Origin of the sequence: Halovenus aranensis (assembly GCF_900100385.1) — an archaeon.
GTDB classification, from domain to species: domain Archaea; phylum Halobacteriota; class Halobacteria; order Halobacteriales; family Haloarculaceae; genus Halovenus; species Halovenus aranensis.
The window spans coordinates 146,420-164,651 of sequence record NZ_FNFC01000009.1 but is presented as its reverse complement, the minus strand read 5'-3'; the positions used below and the strand labels follow the sequence as shown (position 1 = coordinate 164,651).

The following is an 18,232-nucleotide window of genomic DNA, read 5'->3' as shown; positions in this document are numbered from 1 at the left end:
AGCAGGTGCTCTTCCTCTATCTCGTTGTCTGCCTGGGTAGGTTCCACACTTTTCCCAAGCAGACACTTTCACTCAAACCCGATGTGATCGACTGAAACTCTGCCGGGTCAAAGGTGTCCCAGACGCCCCCCTCGCTCCGGAAATCGGGGATGCCCGATGCGGTAGAGACGCCCGCACCCGTCAGGGCGACCGCGTGGTCTGCGGTCCTGAGCGCCGTTGCGACCGCCTCGACTGTGTCGTCTCTCACATTCGGCTCTGAGACCGCACCGAGCAAAAGTCTCCCGGCAGTCAATTCGGGGGAAACGGTCAAGCCGGACACACTCCATTGGCTGACATGGCCCGCATACACGCCCTCGTGGTTCTCTGTCTGCTCCTGACTGTCGGCGCGGGCTGTCTGACATTCGGTGACGACAACCCGACGACCGAGACCCTCCTCGCCGACCTCAACGAGACGGACCCGCCAGAGACGGTCGCAGCTACGTTCGAAGCGAACTGGACGTACGAGGGGGCGACGCTCTCGCTCTCGTACGACGCCTGGTATCGAAGTGATGGAGCGAGCCGGGTTGAGAACGATGTCGGCGGTAGGACCACCGTTACTGTCGATGACGGTGACCGCCGCTGGCGGTACGACCCGGGACAGAACACGGTTCGCGTCAGGCCCGGCGGTTCGGGTGACGACCCGGTTACCCAGATGCGACGAGGACTTGCCAGGATACTTCAGACCGCTCCAGTCACCGATATCCGCGAAACGCAGTATCAGGGACGCACGGTCTATCACCTCACACTCGACCCCGCCGGCGACCGTGACCAACTCGTTCCGCCGCTTTTGCCCGGCGGTATCACCAGCAGGGACGAACAGCTAGACGAGACGGAGACACCGTTCAACACGACGCGTATGGAGCTGTGGGTAGACGCGGAGTACATGTTCCTTGTGAAACAGCGAATCGAGGGTGAAGAGACCGGGGTGTTCCGGTACCGCAATATCACGTTCGAAGGGGTCGACGACGATAGATTCGAATTCGAGGTACCCGAGAACGCGACAGTACAGACGCCGACCGACTCCGAGAACGCCACCGACGCTCGGGCACCGATTACACCGTAACCCGCTGTACACACCGCCAATCCGGCAACACGGTCGTTTGTACCGTGTTCAGAACTCGACCGCGTAGTCGAACTCGGCGGCGCGGGCGGCGAACTGTCCGAGCAGTTCCGCGGCCGCGTCGAGGTCGTCGAGGTCGAGCATTTCGACGGGCGTGTGCATGTAGCGGTTGGGAACGCCAACGTTCAGCGAGGGAATACCGCCCTGGGAGACGTAGAAGGCGTCGGCGTCGGTCCCGGTCCGGCTCCCGGCGGCCTGCAACTGGTAGTCGAGGTCGGCGTCGTCGGCGACCTCACGGACCGCCGCGACGACGTTGGGGTGGTTCGTGCTGCCGCGGGCAACCACAGGGCCGTCACCGAGTTCGATACCCGTATCGCGGTCGCCGGGGACGCCGGGACCGTCGGTCGCGTGGGTCACGTCGGTCGCAATCGCCACGTCGGGCGCGAGGTCGAACCCGACCATCTGTGCGCCCTTCAGGCCGACCTCCTCTTGGACCGTGCTGACGGCACAGACCGTCGCCTCGGGGTCGCGCTCGGCGGCCCGGCGCAGTGCCTCGGCGGCCGCCCAGATGCCGATACGGTTGTCGAGCCCGCGGGCCGTGATGCGCCCGTCTTCGAGTTCGGAGACCGTCTGGTCGAAGGTGATTGGGTCGCCGACCTCGACGAGCGACGCGGCGGCGTCGGCCTCGTCGACGCCGATGTCGACGTGCTGTTCGCGAATCTTGCTGTAGGAATCTTCGTCTCTGTCGCGCAGGTGGATAGCGGTCTGACCGATGACGCCCGGAACCGTGCCGTCGTCGGTGTGGACGACGACGTGCTGGCCCTGTGAGACAGTCTTGTCGGAGCCGCCGATGCGCGTCAGGCTGAGCGAACCGTCGTCGTTGATGTCACGGACCATGAAACCAATTTCGTCGCAGTGACCCGTCACCGCGACCGTCGGCTCGCCGCCCTCGACGATGGCGACGGCGTTACCGTACTCGTCGGTCCGCACCTCGTCGGCGAACTCGGAGACGTAGTCGACCCACTCGCGCTGGCCGGGCGCTTCGAAGCCCGACGGCGTCGATGTCTGTAACAACGAGTCGAGGAACTCCCGCGTTGTGTCGTCCATACCGGGCCGTTGGACCCGGCCCACCTGAATCTACCGTTGTCGGTTGTGACCGTCCCCGGGGAATTCCGACAGGCCTATTATCATTATTCTTCATGTCTGTGCTATGAGCCACGACGAGGTACTGACTGCGCTCTGTGAGAACGCACGCTATAGCACCGAAGACATCGCGCGGCAACTCGACATGGAGCCAGCGGCCGTCGAGGCGGCCATCGACAGCCTCGAAGAAGACGGTGTCATCAGGGGGTACCAGCCAATCGTCGACAGGCGCAAACGCGACGAGGAGTCCGTCCGGGCGGCCGTCGAGTTGAACGTCACGCTCGACCGTGAGACGGGCTATGAAGATATCGCGAGCCGACTCGCCAAGTTCGATTTGGTCGACTCGCTGCATCTCGTCAGCGGCGAGTTCGACTTCTTCATGGAGGTCGAGGCCGGTTCGATGCGTGAGGTGTCACAGTTCGTCAGTGACAAGGTCGCGCCAGTTCCCGAAATCACCCAGACGGTTACCCACTACGTGATGGACTCGTACAAAGAACAGGGCATCCTGCTCGGTGACGGGCACGACGACGACCGGCTCTCTGTCTCACCATGAAGCCGGCCGAACGCATCGACCGGGTCCCGCCGTCAGGTATCCGCCGGTTTTTCGAGCTTGCAGAACAGCGCGAGGACGTCATCTCACTGGGTGTCGGCGAGCCCGATTTCGCGGCCCCCTGGGCCGCCCGTGAGGCGGGTATCGCGTCACTCGAACAGGGCAAAACATCCTACACTGCAAACCGCGGCCGGCAGGACCTCCGGGCGGCAATCGCCGAGGATGTCGACCATCGTTACGACCTCGATTACGACCCCGACGAGGAGATTCTCGTCACTGCGGGCGCGAGTGAGGCAGTCGACCTCGCGTTTCGCGCGTTCGTCGACCCCGGCGACACCGTCGCGGTCGCCCAGCCGTGTTATGTGTCGTACGTGCCGGGCGTGCGCTTTGCCGGCGGCGAGGTCTGTCCGGTGCCGACCCGCCGCGAGGACGAGTTCACACTCACCCCTGAGGTCCTCGCTGACGCCGGAGCCAACGAGGCCGAGATGCTGGTTCTCTGCTATCCGAACAATCCGACCGGCGCGACGATGTCCCGCGACGAACTCGCGGAGGTCGCCGATTTCGCCCGTCAACACGACCTCACCGTCGTCTCGGACGAAATCTACGCGGAGTTGAGCTACGAGCACGACCACACCTCGATAGCGACGCTGCCGGGTATGCGCGAGCGAACAATCGTCATCAACGGCTTCTCGAAGGCGTACGCGATGACGGGCCTCCGGCTGGGGTACGTGCTCGCGCCGGCGGGAGCGACGCGCGCGATGAACCGCGTCCACCAGTACACCATGCTGTCGGCCCCGACGACGGCCCAGCACGTGGCACTGGAGGCACTCGACTCCTGTGAGGACGTGGTCGCGGAGATGGTCTCGCAGTACGACCGCCGCCGGAACCTCGTCCTCTCTCGGTTCGAGGAGATGGGTATCGACTGCTTTCCCGCAAGCGGCGCGTTCTACGCCTTTCCCACGACTCCCTGGGAGGACAGCGAGGCCTTCGCGGAGGCGCTACTCGAGGAGACCGGCGTCGCGGCTGTCCCGGGCGATGCCTTCGGCGAGGGCGGCCACGGACACCTTCGGGTCTCGTATGCGACCGGAATGGACGGCCTCAAGGAGGCACTCGACCGTATCGAGCGCTTCGTCGAGACACACGACGACCCGGACGCGTAGCTACCTGTGCACAACGGGTAAGAGGCTGCCTGTCGAACAGAGACGTATGGTAGACATCACAATTCTCGAAGTTAATCTCTCGGACAGCTCGTTTTCCGCCCAGGCACAGTGGGGCGAGGACGAGGGCGAAGTCGATTACGAGGGCAACGGCGAGGACGGCGAAGACAACGGCGCTGCCGGGCCAAGCACGGCAGTTGCAGCTGTCGTCGTTCTCGTCGTCCTCGCGGTCGTCGCTGCCGTCCTCAAGTTCCTCGTCGGCGGCGACGACCCCGATGTCGACATCGAGACGCCTGACGAACCTGTCGGCGTGAGCATCGACGACGAGTGACGGCCTGCCGGCGAGAAACAGCGCCATCGGGAAATCTACACCTGACACAGCGATAGCCGCGACGAACGAACCCTGTCCGTGGGTCGGTCACTGCGGGAACGTGACCGTCGCTGTCGTGCCGTCGTCGGTCTCGAAGTCGAGGAGTGCCTCGGAATACTCGATAACGCGGTCGATAATCCAGAGTCCTGCGCCGCTGCCGTGTTCGAGCGCAGACTCGCCGTGTCTGTCGATAATTTCGACCTCGTAGGCGTCGATACCCGGACCGTCGTCGTCGATTTCGACCGTCGGACCGGCCGGCCGGTCGTCGACCGTGACGACGACGCGTGGCCGCTCGCTGTCGTTGTGGTCGAAGCCGTTGCGTATCAGATGCCGGAGTGCAGTCGTCAGCTCTAGGTGGGCCGTCACGTCTGGCTCGGCCTCGATGTTCAACAGCAACTCTCCCTCGGGAAACTCCGACTCGACGGTCGCTGTGGCTGTGCGAACCGCCTCCGCCAGGGAGACGGTTGTCATCTGGTCTCGGCGCTGGACGACAGTTCGCATCTCGCGGGCGTGTTCGGCCGTCCGCGCCAGTTCGTCGCAGTTCTCGATGACGGCCTCGGCGTACGCGTCGAGTGGCTGGTCGACCTCCGCGGCGATTGTGCTCGCGTACCCGCGGATTGGCGTCAGCTTGTTGCGCACGTTGTGTCTGAGTACCCGTGCAATGACCTGTTCGAGCAACGCAACGTCTTGGCGGCTGTCGATGACTTCGGCGACGATTTCGAGATTCGCCGCGAGTATTTCGAGCACCTCGGCGTCGAACTGCGTGAAACTGTCCTCGTAGGTCGAGCCGGCAGTCATTACCCCAAAGTCGCCGATTGGGACGATAATCTCCCCTTTGATTGGCGTCTCGTCGTTGTAGGCGTCGGGGTGTTGTGAGGCGTCCGAGACGAGCGTCGTCGACCCGGAGTCGAACGCCTGCCAGGCGATACTCTCGCCGTCCTCGTCGAAGGGCGGCGGATCACCGATCAGTGTTACCGCATCCTGAGTCATCCCGAGCGGTTCGAGGACTTTCTTGCTTGGCTGATACTGCCAGACGCCGACGAGTGGCAAGTCGAGAACAGCCGGTATCGTGTCGAGTACCGTCTCGGCCATCTCCTCGTGTGTCTCTGCCTGCAGCGCCTTGCTGATTGCGCGCTGGACGCCCGCCAGCCTGTTTCGGTTGGTCGACCGGTCGAGAGCGACCGCAACCAGCTGGCTCAGCAGCCGTAGAAACTGCACGTCCCGGTCGGTGAATCCGTGGGGCTCGGACTCGGACGCGATGAGCACGCCGTGGACACCGACCGGCAGGACGACCGCACTCTCGGCGGGCGTCTCGCGGTCGGGGAGCCTTCCCTCGAAGGTATCTACGTCGTTGATTCGAACCGGGTCGCGGGTCTCGTATGCCTCCCAGATGACTGTGTCTCTGGTGGTGTATCTCGGCGGCTCGTCGTCGAACTGCTCGCGCAGCTGTTCGGTCACTGCCGCCGGCTCCAGCGTCTCTCTCTCCCGATTGTACAGGTGAACGCCGACGTTCGCATAGCCAAAGACAGACTCGACCGCCTCGACTGCCCGCGCACAGACCTGCTGGCGCGAGTCCTCGTCCAAGAGGTCCTGTACCGCCCCGGACAGCGCCTCGAGGGTCTGCTCGCGTTCTTTCCGCGCTGTGATGTCGACGTAGATGCCGACATACTCCGTGTCTAACTGCGTCGCGAGCGGGACGGCGTTGAACAGGAAGTGGCCGGTCCCCGAACACGTCTCCCGTTTTATTTCTGCGGTGAACGAGTCGCCGCGGTCGAGCGCCGCCACCAGTTCGTTGCTATCGAATTCTCCGTCCCCGGGCCGAATGAGCGCGTCCAGTCTCTGCCCGCGGATAGCGTCGTCCTCGTAGCCGAATCGCTCCTCGAAGGCCTCGTTCGCACGGGCGATACGCTCGACGCCGTCTTCGACGACGACGGTGACGACTGGGTCCGGAATCGCCTCGAAGACTGCTTCGAACCGGTCGCGTTGCGCCCGGCGTCGCTCTCGCGTTACCGCCGACGAACAGGCGCGTGCGACCGTTTCGTTCAGCTCCGGGAGCGCCGCCAGGGTCGCGTCGTCGAGTTCTCTCTCGTCTGTCCCGAGAACGAGTACACCAAACGCCGGGAGCTCGAACAGGTGATACTCGCCCACGCCCGCGACAATCTCGGAGACCGGTAGCGACGCTGTCATCGACGACCTGTCTGTGGCTTGCGCGTCGGACTCGAGACGGTCGCGCGCGACCGCGAGCAGGTCGCTCTGGGCCGGTCCACCCGGGACAGCAGAGACCAGTGACAGCGCCTCGTCCTCGGTGTGGAACACAGCGCCGACAGCACAGTGTAGGTGTTCCAGATACGCCGTCAACGCCTCCGTCGCTGTTGCTTCGACGGTCTCTTTGGACTCGACCGTGAGGGATATCTCGTACAGTGCCCGGAGTCGCTGTTGTGCGTTCATGATGTCGGAACTCTTGGTGACGCTGGTCTCGCTCGGTCCGGTCCCAACGAAGATGCGCCCGGGTGATACATCAGGAAGCGACGCTCTTAATCACTTGGCTGGCTCCGCGTGATTCGTGCGTTTCTTTATGTTTCTGTGAACTGTATGTAGAACATGTGTAACGATTTATACCGGAAGCTCGTCGAGGAATCCGCCGACATGGCGACTATCATCGACACCGACGGGCAGATGTCTTACGTGAGTCCGTCCGTCCGGGAGGTCCTCGGCTACGAGCCCGAGGAACTCGTCGGCGAAGTCGGCTACGAGTACCAACATCCAGACGACCGGGAGACAGTCGCCGACGCAATCGAGCGCCTCAAAGCCAATCCCGACGACACGCAGGTCGTCGAAAGCCGATTCCGTCACGCTGAGGGCTCCTGGCGGTGGGTCGAGGCGACGCTGCAAAACCGCTTCGACGACGAGACAATCGACGGTATTCTGGTGAACAGCCGCGACATCACCGAGCAGAAACGCCGGGCAGCGGAGTACGAGGACCTCGCAGACGAGTACACGAGGTTACTCGATGCGGTCAAAGACGGCATCTTCTACGTTACTGTCGAGGCGACGGAGGCGGGCTACGAGTTTCGGTTCGAGCGCCTGAACGACGCCTACGAGGAACAGACGGGGCTGACCAGCGAGGAGGTGGTAGACAAGACGCCGACCGAGGTGTTCGGCGACGAACTCGGGGCCGAAGTCGAATCCAACTACCGGCGGTGTGCCCGGGCCCGCGAGCCGATTACGTATCAAGAGGAACTCCCCGTCGAGACTGGTGCGCGATTCTGGCAGACAAACCTCGCTCCGGTCCTCTCGGACGGCGAGGTGATTCGGATTATCGGCATCACGCGAAACGTCACAGACCGGGTCAAGCGCGAACGCCAACTCCGGAGCCAGAACGAACAGCTCGAAGAGTTCGCGAGCGTCGTCTCCCACGACCTGCGAAACCCGCTGAACGTCGCACAGGCCCGGACGACGCTGCTTGCTGAGGAGTGTGAAAGCGAGCACCTCGACCCAATCGTCCGCTCGCTCGACCGGATGGAGGAACTCATCTCCGATACGCTGACACTCGCCAGACAGGGTCAGATCGTCGCCGACCCCGGGCCGATACCGCTGGTCGACTTGGTGGGGGGCTGCTGGAAGAGCGTCTCGACAGAATCGGCGACAATCGATATCGCCGACGACATCACGATTCGTGGCGACCGGAGCCGGCTGCAACACGTCTTCGAGAACCTCTTTCGGAACGCAGTCGAACACGGCGGCGACGACGTGACCATCACCGTCGGCAGCACCGACGACCACTGTCTCTACGTCGAGGACACTGGGCCGGGAATCCCCGAGGACGAACGAGCAGAGGTGTTCGAGCCCGGCGTTAGCTCCGCGACCGGCGGGACGGGATTCGGTCTGACTATCGTCCGGCGAATCGCCGAGGCTCACGGCTGGGATGTCGATATCGTCGACGGCGATGCGGGCGGTGCACGCTTCGAGTTCTCTGGCGTCGATATCGAGCCGCGCTGAGGCGTCCTCAGCAGACGGCTGCGAGACGGTCGGCGACGGCCGCGCCGAGCGCCTGTTTCGAGCCCGTAACCTCGCACACGTCGTCGCCGTCGACGACCAGTGCAGTCGTCTCGTCGGCACCCATCACTCCTGCGTCGTTTCCGACGACGAACGCGAGGCCGACGCGGTCCTGCAGGGCACGCGCCTGGGCAACGATGGCGTCCTCGTCGCCTTCGGTTTCGGCTTTGAAGCCGACGAGTGCCAACTCGGGGTGGCTCTCCCGGACGGCGTCGAGGAGCTTAGGCGTCGGTTCGAGGTCGAGTGCGAGGTCCTGCCCGGAGCGAATTTTCTCGTCTGCGGCCTCGACGGTGTAATCGGCGATAGCCGCCGCCGAGACGAGAGCGTCGGCTTCGGGGGCGCGGTCGAGGACAGCGTCGCGCATCTCGGCGGCGCTCTCGACGGCGACGGTGTCGGCCCACGGAACCTCGGGACCGTCGTGGACGAGGACGACCTCCGCGCCGTGGGTGACACAGGCCCTGGCGACCGCGCGACCGGTCTGTCCCGAAGCCCGGTTCGAAAGCGTCCGAATCGGGTCGACCGACTCCGTGGTCGCGCCGCTCGTGACGATGACGGTCTGCCCGGCCAGCGGTTGGGCGCCAGTCGCGCGTGCGGCGGCCGTGACGATGGCGTCCTCGGTCGCGATTTTGGCTTTCCCCTCCTCGATGCGCGGGTCGACGAAGTCGACGCCCCACGATTCGAGCTGGTCGAGCGCCTCGAGCACGCCCGGGTGGTCGTACATCGGCTCGTGCATCGCCGGCACGACGACGAGGGGCACGTCGGCGCCGAAGGCAGTCGTCGCGCAGGTGGTCACCGGCGAGTCGTCGACTGCGGCGGCCATCTTGCCGACGGTGTTTGCGGTCGTCGGCGCAATCAACAGCAGGTCTGCCCACCCCTCACGGCCACAGAGCTCGACGTGTTCGACGGCCCCGGTAATCTCCGTGACGACGGGGTTCTCGGTCGCGTATTCGAGCGCCCAGGGGTGGATGATACCCTGGGCCGAGTCGGTCATCACCGCCCGGACCTCGGCACCCTGTCGGCGGAGCTCGTGTGCCAACTCGACGGTCTTGACCGCCGCAATCGAGCCGGTCACGCCCAGTGCCACCTTGACTCCATCCAGCATATTCCTACTGCCGTGATGTGGCCACTTAAACATCCAGTTCCATCGGGTGTGTCGACGCGGCTCCAGTCCGGGGTACGCTTTTGTGAGGCCTGAGCGAACTGTTGGGTGTGTCACTCCCACTCACGCCGCAGTTTCTGGCGGGGCTCACGGCGTTACTTTTCGTCGCCGGTGCGGTCAACGGCCTCGCGGGGTTCGGGTTCGCGCTCGTCGGCACGATGACGCTGGCGACAGCAGTGGCGCCAGCGACCGCAGTCGTGTTCATGATCGTCCCAATACTGGGAGTCAACCTCTCGCTGGTGGGCGAGCTCTCTGCCGGGGAACTCCGAAGCTGTGGACGGCGGTTTGCCCCCCTGCTCGCGTCGGCAGTTCTCGGCACGGTCGCGGGGATGGCGGCTATCGATGTCCTGCCCGAATCGCCGCTCCGGCTGTTGCTCGGCGTTGTCTCGCTGGGCTTTGTCGCGAGCGCGCAACCGTTTGTTCCCGTTCCGGGACTAAACCGCGCCCGCGAGGGCTGTTTCGTCGAGACGACGCCCGCGATGGCCGGCGTCGGCGGGCTCTCTGGGCTGTTGTTCGGCGGGACGAACGTCGGGGTGCAACTGGTCGCCTTCCTCCGGGGCTGTGACCTTTCACACGGTCTGTTTGTCGGCGTCGTCGCACTCGTCTTTCTCGGTCTCAACGCCGTTCGCGTCGCTATGGCGGGGGCTCTCGGGCTCTATCCCGGCTGGGGTGTGCTGGCTGTCTCCGTCGCCGCTGTCGTGCCGGCGGTCGCTGGCGTCGCGGTTGGACAGCGACTCCGCGCCCGCGTCGGTGAACGCGCCCGCCGTGGCGTCGTCCTCGGACTGTTGACGGTCATCGGCCTCAGACTCGTCGGAGCCGGGCTGGGTCTCCTCGGGTGAGAGGGTGGCCGAAACGGGTTGCTAAACGGCCGCACCATAATTACTTATGTTGTGATACTCAAACAATATTCTATGTCCGATGACAGCAGCGCACTCTCACGGCGTCGGCTACTCACCACGACTGGAGCCCTGTCGGCGACGGCGCTGGCGGGATGTCTCGGCAGCGACGGTGGCGGGCCGGAAAACGAACAACTGGCAGACACGCGCGAGCGGCCGCTCCCGGAGGGAGCAGAGAACTGCGTCTCGACGATGGGCATAGAGCGCGACCCCGACGGACTGACCGCCAAAGAGAACGTGGACTACCAGTTTCACCCGAACTATACGGGCGACAGCGGCTTCATCGAACTCTGTGCGAACTGTCAGTTCTTCTGTCCGGGGAACAACTTCGACTCGTCTGACTCCTCCGACACCACCATCGGCGCGTGTGCGGCAGTCGAAGGCGGCATCTACTCACAGGACTGGTGTGCGCTCTGGCAGCCAGTCGACGGTCTCGAAGAGCAGGACCGGTCCCGAGCGCGGGGCAGTCAGACAGAGAACTAGGCGACCGACTCGGCGGTGTCGGCGAGCATCTCGGCCGCGAGGTGGATTTCGCGCTCGGTCACGTCGAGCGGTGGGAGCATCCGCAGCGTCTGCTTGCCACAGCCAAGCGTCAACAGTCCGTTAGCGAAGGCCTCCTCCTGAATCGCGTCCCGACGGCTCTTCGAGTCGAACTCGACGGCGAGCATCAGGCCTTTGCCACGGATGTCGATGACACCGGGCATATCGAACTCGGCGAGGAGTTCCTGCATCTGCCGGCCGCGCTCGGTGGCGTTGTCGAGCAGGTCGTACTCCTCGATGGCGTCGATTGTGGCGACACCTCGCGCGGAGGAAAGCAGGTCGCCGGCACCCCACGTCGAGGAGATGCGCCCCCGGTCGTCGGGGAAGATTTCCTCGGTGGAGATGGTCGCACCGACGCGAAGCGCCTTCGCGCTGGTGATGACGTCGGGCTCGATGGCGTAGTGGTCGGATGCCCACCACTCACCGGTCCGGCCCATCCCCGACTGTATCTCGTCGGCGATGAGCGTGAGATTGTGCTCGTCACAGAGTTCGGCAATTTCGTCCATGAACGCCTCGCTTGGCGGCCGGTAGCCACCCTCGCCCTGGAACGGTTCCATCACGAGCGCGGCGACCTCGTCGGCGGCGACGTACCCCGTCTCGGGGTCGAGCATCCGACGCAGGGCCGACGTGTCGTCGAAGAAAAAGCCACAGTCACAGCTCTCGGCGTCACAGGAGGCGTTGGTACAGTAGGGCATATCCTGGACGCCGTCGATTTCGGGGAAGTGACGGCGATACTTCGACCGCGAGCGGTTCAGCGAGAGCGTGCCAAGCGTTCGGCCGTGGAAGGCCCCCTCGGTCGTTATCGTGTACTTACCCTGACTGTTGTCGAAGGAAATTTTGAGCGCGTTCTCGACGGCCTCTGCGCCGCTGTTCGAGAGGAACACACGGTCCATGCCGTACTGGCCGGAGATATCGGTCAGCCGGTCCATCAGGTCTGCAGGACCGGGGATGCTGGCGTCGCTCTCGGGGACGCCTTCGGCGGGAAGATAAAAGTCCTGGCCGGCGATTTTCATCGGGTCGACGAGGTCGAACTCCTCCAGCCTGTCGAGCACCTTCGGATTGTTGTATCCAAGTGGTGCCGCCCCGACGTGACCGGCGAAATCGAGCAGCACGTTTCCATCAACATCCGTACAAAACGGCCCTTCTGCAGGCGCGTTGTAATCCCAAGCAAAGTTGCAAACGTACGTCGACGTTGCGGCGTTCTCGTGGTGGTACTCGGCGACCTGCTCTGCGATGTCACCGGGAACCGTCGTCACCTCCGGCTCGACACTGTCTCGGTTCATATCGCTAGCAGGCACAGCGTGAATATAAGCCCTGCCGATTCGGGACACGCGCCCCGTCCGGCCCCGAAACAGAAAGCCAGCCGCCTCAGGCGTCGATATACTGCGATTCCCACTCGCGACGCGCCTCGATTTCGCGGTCGCCACGACGTGTCAAACTATAGAAATTTGTCCGCCGGTCGCGCTGTCCCTTCTCGACGAGCCCTTTATCGACGAGCGTATCGAGGTTCGGGTAGAGGCGGCCGTGGTGAATCTCTTTTTCGTAGTACTCCTCTAGTTCTTCTTTGATTGCGAGCCCGTGTGGCTCTTCCCGCCCCGCGATGACGTACAGCAAGTCGCGCTGAAATCCTGTCAGGTCGTACATTCGTACTCTCCACTTACATATTATTGTCTGAATATATTGAATGTTTCGTTTAGAACACATCCGGGCAGTATACGTCCCGTACTCGCGGCAGAGTCGCGGGGTGAGTTGAGTGGAACGCACCGTTCTGTCCAGTCAAGATATACTTCGAAGACGGCCGCCGTGTCGCGTTCCTGCTGACAGTGCCGTTGTCGCCTGTTACTCATACCGTACCACCACATTCTGTTCTTTCTGTATGATGGCATGTTCGCCGCTCACAGCGGCAACATCGACGCATATTCACGGACGAATATAATCCGTCGTCGTCCCGATTCAATCTGTGGATACGTTTCGGAACAGTTCACGCAGTTGGGCACTGTTTTCTGTCCGTGTGTGGTATCGCATCGAACTGTCAGGACTATTCTATCGAGACCGACAGTTCAGGCCGTGTCCTGCGTGTCCCTGAGCGTCTGTTCGATGTACTGTCTAACGTGGTCGTCCATCCGGCGTTTGAACCCCGCCTGCCGTGCCAGCCGGTCGAGTTCGCGAGCCACGAGGCTACCGTACTGGAGGGCTTTCTTGTCTCGGAAGGCAATCTCATCGGGGAGCCAGTCGGTCGCCACGCGGCGAAGCGCGCGCTTTCGCGTTTCGTCGGAGACCAGCGCCGCCTCGGGCAACGCCAGCGCGCTTGCGACCACGCGGTCGTGGAGAAACGGCGTGACGGGGTCGACACCGCCGGCCCGCAGAGCGAGCCAGTCGCGTTCGAGCTGGCCGGGCAGCGTCCGGACGACTTCGCGACGAGCCCCCCGGATTGTGTCGGCCTCGACGCGGTGGTCGTCGGGCGCACGCGCGACCTTCTGGTAGCCACCGAACAGTTCGTCGGCGCCCTGTCCCAGCGCGAGACGGTCGACGCCCGCCTCCCGGCAGTGCTCGGCGAGGACGAACAGCGGCAGGGCAATCTGGACGTCCATCGCGTTCGTCCGCCCGATTGCCCTCGCGACCCGGGGGACAGCGGCTTCGAGCGTCTCGTGGTCGAGTTCGAGCACGGTCAGGTCCGCACCGAGTGCGTCCCCGGCAGAGCGTGCCGCCTCGATGTCGTGACTCTCGGGGAATCCGACTGTGTACAGCTCTACGTCCAGAGCGGCCGCAAGCAGTGCCGAATCCACGCCGCCTGAAAAAGCGACAGCAAGCCCCGAGCGGTCGATACCGTCGAGCGTGGCTTCGAGGCTGTCACGCAGGCTGTCGACAGCGTCTGCTCTGTCGGCGGGCGAGGGCTCCGGGAGCGTCCACACCTGTCGCGTCTCGCCGTTCTCGTGGACGGCGCCCGCGGGGAGGCGCTCGGCTCTGGCGAGCGCGCTCGGGTCGTGACTCCAGGCCGCGGGGTTCTCGGGGTCGAAAAAGAGGGGATATCGGCCGAGTACGTCCCGGACTAGCCGCCCCTCCAGCGCGCCGGCGAACCCGGCGGTCCCCGGCAGCGCCTCGCGGCTCTCGATTGCCGTCTCGACGACAGCCGCCGTCGTTCCGGTAAGTGTCATAGCTACCCCGTTGTGTAGAGACAGACAAAAGGGGTACGGTCCGACGGGTCTGACGCCGATGTCGCCTTCCTGTCTGGGGGTCCCCCGGGTCGGCACTCATGAAGACTTAACCCCGTTGGGACGAACCTGACGATAGATGGTCCGTGACTCGATCGCGGACGACGACCCGGAGTTAGAGCCGCTCCTCGATGCGTTGCACGACGAGGACTGCCGGAAAATCGTCGCTGTCCTCACCGAGCCGATGACCGCCGACGAGATAGCCGAAGCAACAGAGATACCACTGTCGACGACGTACCGCAAACTCGACAAGCTGACCGAGGCGACGCTCCTCGAAGAGGGCGTCGAGATTCGCCCCGACGGACAGCACGCCAATCAGTACGTGCTCGCCTTCGAGGCAGTCTCGCTGGGCCTCTCGGAAGACAACGAATTCGAGGTCGATATCGCGCGGACGCCCCGGAGCGCCGACGAACGGCTCGCAGAACTCTGGTCGGAGGTTCGAAAGGAAACATGAGCTACGACATTACGGTCACGACACTCATCATCGGGTTCAAGACGTTGACGCTGGTGTTGGGTGGTCTCATCACGTATCTCGCCTACCGGGCGTACAACCGAACACACTCGCGCTCACTCGGTGCGCTCGCGCTCGGGTTCGGCTTCGTTACGCTCGGGACCTTCCTCGCCGGTGTCGTCGACCAGTTGCTCGATGCCGGGTTTCAGACCGGACTGGTCATCGAGAGTGCCCTCATCGCCGTTGGCTTTCTCATCATCGTCTACTCGCTGTATACGACCCGTCCCTAGAAGTAGCCGAGGTTGCGGGCCGAAATCAGTCCCGCCGTCACCAGCAGCGCCACAGCACACACCGACGCTGTCAGAAGAAACGGCCGGGCCGCTGCTGCCGGCTCGCGGACCTTGTCACGCTCGGTTCCGTCGATGAGTTTCGAGCCACCGACTTCGACGGTCGCCATCAGCAGGAACCAGAACGTGACCATCGTGAGGACGAGCCACCCGCTCTCGGTCTCGAACAGCGACTCGCTCGTGTACTTGGTGCCAGCCATGTGTCCGCCGGTGAGCAACATCGCGAGTGCACTCACGCGGGAAATCGTCTTGACCTTCCCGACCAGCGATTCGAGCGGCGCGGCGTTGAGCGACCCATCTCGGGCAAGCGGCAACACGGCCAGTGCGAGAAATAGGACGCTCCCGGTCCAGACGCCAGAAAACAGTGAGTGAGCGACCCATGCAGCGACTTCGACAGGTTCCATATCCCGCGGTTTCGAGGCCGTTCAAATATGTCGTTCGGTTCCTGTCGGCCTGGCACCGCGTTACTCCTGTGCCCAGTCGAGCGCGCTGTCGAGGTCGTCGAAGTCCTCGACCTCGGCACCGGGAACCTCGAGCTGGGATTTGACTGCCATCGCGGTAATCCCCTCCGAGACGAACCCAATCTTGTCGACGCCGGTGTAGCGCCCGTTCTCGGACCACTCCTCGCCCATGTACTCCTGGGTCTCTCTCGCAAGGTTCGTCTTGTCGCCGAACACCGCGACGGTCGCCTCGATGTCGTCGCGACTGCCACGTTCTCTGTAGTGGTTGCTCGCGGCTTCCAGGTCCTCGTCTGCAAAGCCGTCCCAGCCGTCCATGAACCAGATGCCGACACTGCCCCGTTTCTCGAACTCCCAGGCGTACTCCTCCGGGTTCGGTATCTCTTGCATACGTCTTTGCAGTTCGATTCTGTCCGTTTAGCTGTTCCGAACGCTCCCGTCCAGACGGGTTGTCGTGTTCACGAGGGGACAACCCCTGCCAGCCCTGCCAGTGCCTCTGCCAGCACACGCGTACAGGCCGCGCAATCGGCCGGGTCGGTCCACTCCGCGGGCGAGTGTGAGATGCCGTCGCGCGAGGGCGCAAACAGCAGTCCGGCGTCGGTCACCCTGGCGACGTTCATCGTGTCGTGGCCACCGCCCGAGCGCAGCGACAGGGTATCGACGCCGTGGCGCTCGGCCGCTCGGTCGAGCGCCCTTCGACAGCGCTCGCTCATCGCCGCCGGCGCTGTCCCGTGGCGCTCGCCGAACGCTGTCTCGACGCCGTGTTCGTCCTCGATGCGGGCGAGAATCTGTTTCGCGCGGTCACGAAGCGCCGCTATCGTCTCGCTGTCGGTATCACGGATGTCGAGGCCGACTTCGACGCGACCGGGGACGACGTTCGTCGCGTTCGGCTCGGCGTCGATGCTGCCGACGGTCGCAACCGCGAAGGAGTCACCGCTGGCGGTGACCTCCCGCGCGGCGCGTTCGATATCCGTGACGAACGTCGACGCCGCGACGAGTGCATCCCGTCGGTCGGGCATGCGCGTGCCGCCGGCGTGGTTGGCCTCGCCGACGAACTCGACGCTGTGTTGTTCGAGTCCGGTAATCGCAGACACTACTCCAGCCTGACAGCCAGCCTCCTCAAGCTCCGTCGACTGCTCGGGGTGGAGTTCGAGCCACGCCTCCCACCGGCTCGCGTCGAGTCGTCCCTCGCCCTGGAAGTCGATACGCTCTAAGCGTGTTTCGAGTGTGGTGCCGTCGTCGTCTTCCAGCGCGAGCGCCTCCTCGACCGAGCGCTGGCCGGCTGCGACCGACGAGCCGAGCAGGCCGACGTAGCGGGTTCCCTCTTCCTCTGTGAAGGAGACGACTTCGATTGGGCGGGCCGGCTCGCGGTCCGAGTCACGAATCGCCCGAACGGCTTCGAGCCCGCCGTAGACGCCCAGCGGCCCGTCGAAGATACCACCACGAGGAACCGAATCGAGATGGCTCCCCGTTGCGACCGGCGCGGCCGTGGGGTCGGCGCTTTCGGGCGTCCATCGCCCGGCGATGTTGCCGACAGCGTCGACGCGGACATCCATGCCGAGTTGTTCCATCTCCTCGACCAGATGCTCGCGTGCCTGCCGGTCGGCCTCGGAGCCGGTCAGGACCGTTCGGCCCCGGCCGGTCTCGCTGTCTATCTGTCCGAACTTGCCGTTCGTGTCGAGCCTCTCCCGGAGCCGTGCCTCGTCGACGTCCATACGCCCTGTTGGGTGGCGTGTTGGATATACGTTTGAGCTCCATCTGTCGCTCTGTCGACCTGTATCTACGGGAAACTTTAGTATGCAGAGACGAACCACTCTGTATGTCAGACGAGGGTACACAGACCACCCGACTGTCGCCGGACGACGCCTTCAGCGCGCTGGGAAGTGAGACGCGGGTGCGGATTCTCCGCGAACTCGGCGCTGCCGAGGAGTCCCTCGCGTTCTCTGAGCTGTACGAGCGACTCGACCTCTCGGACTCGGCCCAGTTCAACTACCACCTCGACAAGCTACTTGGCCATTTCGTCCACAAGGTCGACGACGAGTACGCACTCGCCAGCCCCGGCGAACGGGTCGTCGAGGCAATTCTCTCCGGGGCCGTCACCGACGAGCCCCGTCTGGAGCGGACGGCGACCGAACAGCGCTGTACCGACTGTGACCGACGCCTCGAAATCGAATGGCAAAACGGCAGCGTCGAGGTCTACTGCCCGTCGTGTGAGAGCCGCTGGGACCGCTCGTGGGGGCGGGTCGGTGGCCCCGTCGAGGCCGATTCGGGCTACATGGGTCGGCTTCCACTCCCTCCGGCGGGGCTGGACGGTCGGTCTCCGACAGCGGTCTACCGGGCGGCACAGACGTGGGCGAACCTCGAACTGGTCGCTGTCGCCGCGGGGCTGTGTCCGCGGTGTTCGGCCACCGTGACCCGTGACCTCTCGGTCTGCGCTACCCACGAAGGCGACGACGGTGTCTGCTCGGCCTGTGAGAGTACGTTCGCGGTCAGACTGACCGCACACTGTACGAACTGTATCTTCTCGACTGGGACCGGCGCTGCCTGGGGCCTGCTCGCGACGCCTGAACTGCCTGCATTCCTCTTTGAGCAGGGACTGAACCCACTCGCTCCGGAGAACCCAGACCACCTCGACACCGTCCTCAACGACTACGAGGAAGACATCGTCTCGACGGAGCCCTTCCGCGCCGATTTTACGTTTGCTGTCGGCGACGAGCAACTCACGCTGCGGGTGAACCGTTCACTCGAGGTGATCGACACGCCCCGGCGGGACTGATGGCTGCAGTTCCTCTAC

At 64.1% G+C, this 18,232-nt stretch carries 20 protein-coding genes; 10 read left to right on the top strand and 10 right to left on the bottom strand.

The genetic code is table 11. The annotated features are described in order from the left end of the window. Positions 1-16: 16 nt before the first annotated feature. Positions 17-274 (bottom strand): Sir2 family NAD-dependent protein deacetylase, encoded by a 258-nt coding sequence (locus BLR34_RS17400; protein WP_218120880.1) that lies wholly within the window; start codon positions 272-274, stop codon positions 17-19. 60 nt (positions 275-334) lie between these two features. On the opposite strand from BLR34_RS17400, the gene BLR34_RS10815 reads away from it, so the two are divergent. Continuing rightward, positions 335-1,102 carry a LolA family protein gene (locus BLR34_RS10815; protein ID WP_092702874.1) on the top strand — a complete coding sequence of 256 codons (768 nt, stop codon included), beginning with the start codon at positions 335-337 and terminating at the stop codon, positions 1,100-1,102. A 48-nt stretch (positions 1,103-1,150) separates the two neighbouring features. On the opposite strand, the gene BLR34_RS10810 is transcribed toward BLR34_RS10815, so the two are convergent. Then, positions 1,151-2,206, bottom strand: coding sequence for a M20/M25/M40 family metallo-hydrolase (locus tag BLR34_RS10810; protein WP_092702872.1), 1,056 nt, complete (start codon positions 2,204-2,206; stop codon positions 1,151-1,153). 103 nt (positions 2,207-2,309) lie between these two features. On the opposite strand from BLR34_RS10810, the gene BLR34_RS10805 reads away from it, so the two are divergent. From BLR34_RS10805 to BLR34_RS10795, 3 genes are read left to right on the top strand one after another with little or no spacing between them, the layout of a single operon-like run. Further along, positions 2,310-2,795, top strand: coding sequence for an Lrp/AsnC family transcriptional regulator (locus BLR34_RS10805; protein ID WP_092702870.1), 486 nt, complete (start codon positions 2,310-2,312; stop codon positions 2,793-2,795). Then, complete coding sequence (locus BLR34_RS10800) at positions 2,792-3,952, top strand: pyridoxal phosphate-dependent aminotransferase (protein WP_092702868.1); 1,161 nt, start codon at positions 2,792-2,794, stop codon at positions 3,950-3,952. Before BLR34_RS10805 ends, BLR34_RS10800 begins: the two co-directional genes overlap by 4 nt. A gap of 46 nt (positions 3,953-3,998) precedes the next feature. After that, positions 3,999-4,280: a hypothetical protein gene (locus BLR34_RS10795; protein WP_092702866.1), complete on the top strand. Its 282-nt coding sequence runs from the start codon at positions 3,999-4,001 to the stop codon at positions 4,278-4,280. An 87-nt stretch (positions 4,281-4,367) separates the two neighbouring features. Here the strand turns inward: BLR34_RS10795 and BLR34_RS10790 are convergent, their stop codons facing one another. Further along, a complete protein-coding gene (locus BLR34_RS10790; protein ID WP_092702864.1) occupies positions 4,368-6,767 on the bottom strand; it encodes a sensor histidine kinase in 2,400 nt (799 codons plus the stop codon). A gap of 153 nt (positions 6,768-6,920) precedes the next feature. Between BLR34_RS10790 and BLR34_RS10785 the strand changes: the two genes are divergently transcribed. Beyond that, positions 6,921-8,318, top strand: coding sequence for a PAS domain S-box protein (locus BLR34_RS10785; RefSeq protein WP_092702862.1), 1,398 nt, complete (start codon positions 6,921-6,923; stop codon positions 8,316-8,318). Between the two features lie 7 nt (positions 8,319-8,325). Here BLR34_RS10785 and coaBC read toward each other — a convergent pair whose 3' ends face one another. Beyond that, positions 8,326-9,477, bottom strand: coding sequence for a bifunctional phosphopantothenoylcysteine decarboxylase/phosphopantothenate--cysteine ligase CoaBC (gene coaBC / locus BLR34_RS10780; protein ID WP_092702860.1), 1,152 nt, complete (start codon positions 9,475-9,477; stop codon positions 8,326-8,328). 107 nt (positions 9,478-9,584) lie between these two features. On the opposite strand from coaBC, the gene BLR34_RS10775 reads away from it, so the two are divergent. Then, entirely contained in the window at positions 9,585-10,373 is a 789-nt protein-coding gene (locus BLR34_RS10775; RefSeq protein WP_092702858.1) for a TSUP family transporter, read from the top strand. A 72-nt stretch (positions 10,374-10,445) separates the two neighbouring features. Then, positions 10,446-10,913: a hypothetical protein gene (locus BLR34_RS10770; protein ID WP_092702856.1), complete on the top strand. Its 468-nt coding sequence runs from the start codon at positions 10,446-10,448 to the stop codon at positions 10,911-10,913. Here the strand turns inward: BLR34_RS10770 and BLR34_RS10765 are convergent. From BLR34_RS10765 to BLR34_RS10755, 3 genes are all read right to left on the bottom strand, one after another. Then, positions 10,910-12,253, bottom strand: a complete 1,344-nt coding sequence (locus BLR34_RS10765) for an aspartate aminotransferase family protein (RefSeq protein WP_092702854.1) — start codon at positions 12,251-12,253, stop codon at positions 10,910-10,912. The genes BLR34_RS10770 and BLR34_RS10765 overlap by 4 nt on opposite strands. A gap of 85 nt (positions 12,254-12,338) precedes the next feature. Further along, positions 12,339-12,614 (bottom strand): PadR family transcriptional regulator, encoded by a 276-nt coding sequence (locus BLR34_RS10760; protein ID WP_092702852.1) that lies wholly within the window; start codon positions 12,612-12,614, stop codon positions 12,339-12,341. Positions 12,615-13,030: 416 nt separating this feature from the next. Further along, complete coding sequence (locus tag BLR34_RS10755; protein ID WP_092702850.1) at positions 13,031-14,125, bottom strand: asparagine synthase C-terminal domain-containing protein; 1,095 nt, start codon at positions 14,123-14,125, stop codon at positions 13,031-13,033. 136 nt (positions 14,126-14,261) lie between these two features. Between BLR34_RS10755 and BLR34_RS10750 the strand changes: the two genes are divergently transcribed. Continuing rightward, entirely contained in the window at positions 14,262-14,636 is a 375-nt protein-coding gene (locus BLR34_RS10750; RefSeq protein ID WP_092702848.1) for a transcriptional regulator, read from the top strand. Beyond that, a complete protein-coding gene (locus tag BLR34_RS10745; RefSeq protein WP_092702846.1) occupies positions 14,633-14,923 on the top strand; it encodes a DUF7521 family protein in 291 nt (96 codons plus the stop codon). Before BLR34_RS10750 ends, BLR34_RS10745 begins: the two co-directional genes overlap by 4 nt. On the opposite strand, the gene BLR34_RS10740 is transcribed toward BLR34_RS10745, so the two are convergent. The 3 genes from BLR34_RS10740 to BLR34_RS10730 all read right to left on the bottom strand — a co-directional run bounded on the left by BLR34_RS10740 (position 14,920) and on the right by BLR34_RS10730 (position 17,153). Then, positions 14,920-15,384, bottom strand: coding sequence for a CopD family protein (locus BLR34_RS10740; RefSeq protein WP_092702844.1), 465 nt, complete (start codon positions 15,382-15,384; stop codon positions 14,920-14,922). The two genes, BLR34_RS10745 and BLR34_RS10740, sit on opposite strands and share 4 nt — an antisense overlap. 60 nt (positions 15,385-15,444) lie before the next feature. After that, on the bottom strand, positions 15,445-15,828 hold the full coding sequence (locus BLR34_RS10735) for a hypothetical protein (RefSeq protein WP_092702842.1): 384 nt from the start codon (positions 15,826-15,828) through the stop codon (positions 15,445-15,447). Positions 15,829-15,896: 68 nt separating this feature from the next. Continuing rightward, complete coding sequence (locus BLR34_RS10730) at positions 15,897-17,153, bottom strand: M20 family metallo-hydrolase (protein WP_092702840.1); 1,257 nt, start codon at positions 17,151-17,153, stop codon at positions 15,897-15,899. Between the two features lie 104 nt (positions 17,154-17,257). Between BLR34_RS10730 and BLR34_RS10725 the strand changes: the two genes are divergently transcribed. Then, on the top strand, positions 17,258-18,214 hold the full coding sequence (locus BLR34_RS10725; protein WP_092702838.1) for a winged helix-turn-helix domain-containing protein: 957 nt from the start codon (positions 17,258-17,260) through the stop codon (positions 18,212-18,214). The last annotated feature ends 18 nt before the right edge of the window (positions 18,215-18,232 follow it).

Bases quoted from the DNA above. Each gene is read 5' to 3' on its own strand.
- BLR34_RS10760 (WP_092702852.1), bottom strand. From the start codon at position 12,614: ATGTACGACCTGACAGGATTTCAGCGCGACTTGCTGTACGTCATCGCG.
- BLR34_RS10770 (WP_092702856.1), top strand. From the start codon at position 10,446: ATGTCCGATGACAGCAGCGCACTCTCACGGCGTCGGCTACTCACCACG.
- BLR34_RS10805 (WP_092702870.1), top strand. From the start codon at position 2,310: ATGAGCCACGACGAGGTACTGACTGCGCTCTGTGAGAACGCACGCTAT.
- coaBC (WP_092702860.1), bottom strand. From the start codon at position 9,477: ATGCTGGATGGAGTCAAGGTGGCACTGGGCGTGACCGGCTCGATTGCG.
- BLR34_RS10795 (WP_092702866.1), top strand. From the start codon at position 3,999: ATGGTAGACATCACAATTCTCGAAGTTAATCTCTCGGACAGCTCGTTT.
- BLR34_RS10810 (WP_092702872.1), bottom strand. From the start codon at position 2,206: ATGGACGACACAACGCGGGAGTTCCTCGACTCGTTGTTACAGACATCG.
- BLR34_RS10790 (WP_092702864.1), bottom strand. From the start codon at position 6,767: ATGAACGCACAACAGCGACTCCGGGCACTGTACGAGATATCCCTCACG.
- BLR34_RS10755 (WP_092702850.1), bottom strand. From the start codon at position 14,125: ATGACACTTACCGGAACGACGGCGGCTGTCGTCGAGACGGCAATCGAG.
- BLR34_RS10785 (WP_092702862.1), top strand. From the start codon at position 6,921: ATGTGTAACGATTTATACCGGAAGCTCGTCGAGGAATCCGCCGACATG.
- BLR34_RS10730 (WP_092702840.1), bottom strand. From the start codon at position 17,153: ATGGACGTCGACGAGGCACGGCTCCGGGAGAGGCTCGACACGAACGGC.
- BLR34_RS10765 (WP_092702854.1), bottom strand. From the start codon at position 12,253: ATGAACCGAGACAGTGTCGAGCCGGAGGTGACGACGGTTCCCGGTGAC.
- BLR34_RS10725 (WP_092702838.1), top strand. From the start codon at position 17,258: ATGTCAGACGAGGGTACACAGACCACCCGACTGTCGCCGGACGACGCC.
- BLR34_RS10735 (WP_092702842.1), bottom strand. From the start codon at position 15,828: ATGCAAGAGATACCGAACCCGGAGGAGTACGCCTGGGAGTTCGAGAAA.
- BLR34_RS10800 (WP_092702868.1), top strand. From the start codon at position 2,792: ATGAAGCCGGCCGAACGCATCGACCGGGTCCCGCCGTCAGGTATCCGC.
- BLR34_RS10815 (WP_092702874.1), top strand. From the start codon at position 335: ATGGCCCGCATACACGCCCTCGTGGTTCTCTGTCTGCTCCTGACTGTC.
- BLR34_RS10740 (WP_092702844.1), bottom strand. From the start codon at position 15,384: ATGGAACCTGTCGAAGTCGCTGCATGGGTCGCTCACTCACTGTTTTCT.
- BLR34_RS10750 (WP_092702848.1), top strand. From the start codon at position 14,262: ATGGTCCGTGACTCGATCGCGGACGACGACCCGGAGTTAGAGCCGCTC.
- BLR34_RS10745 (WP_092702846.1), top strand. From the start codon at position 14,633: ATGAGCTACGACATTACGGTCACGACACTCATCATCGGGTTCAAGACG.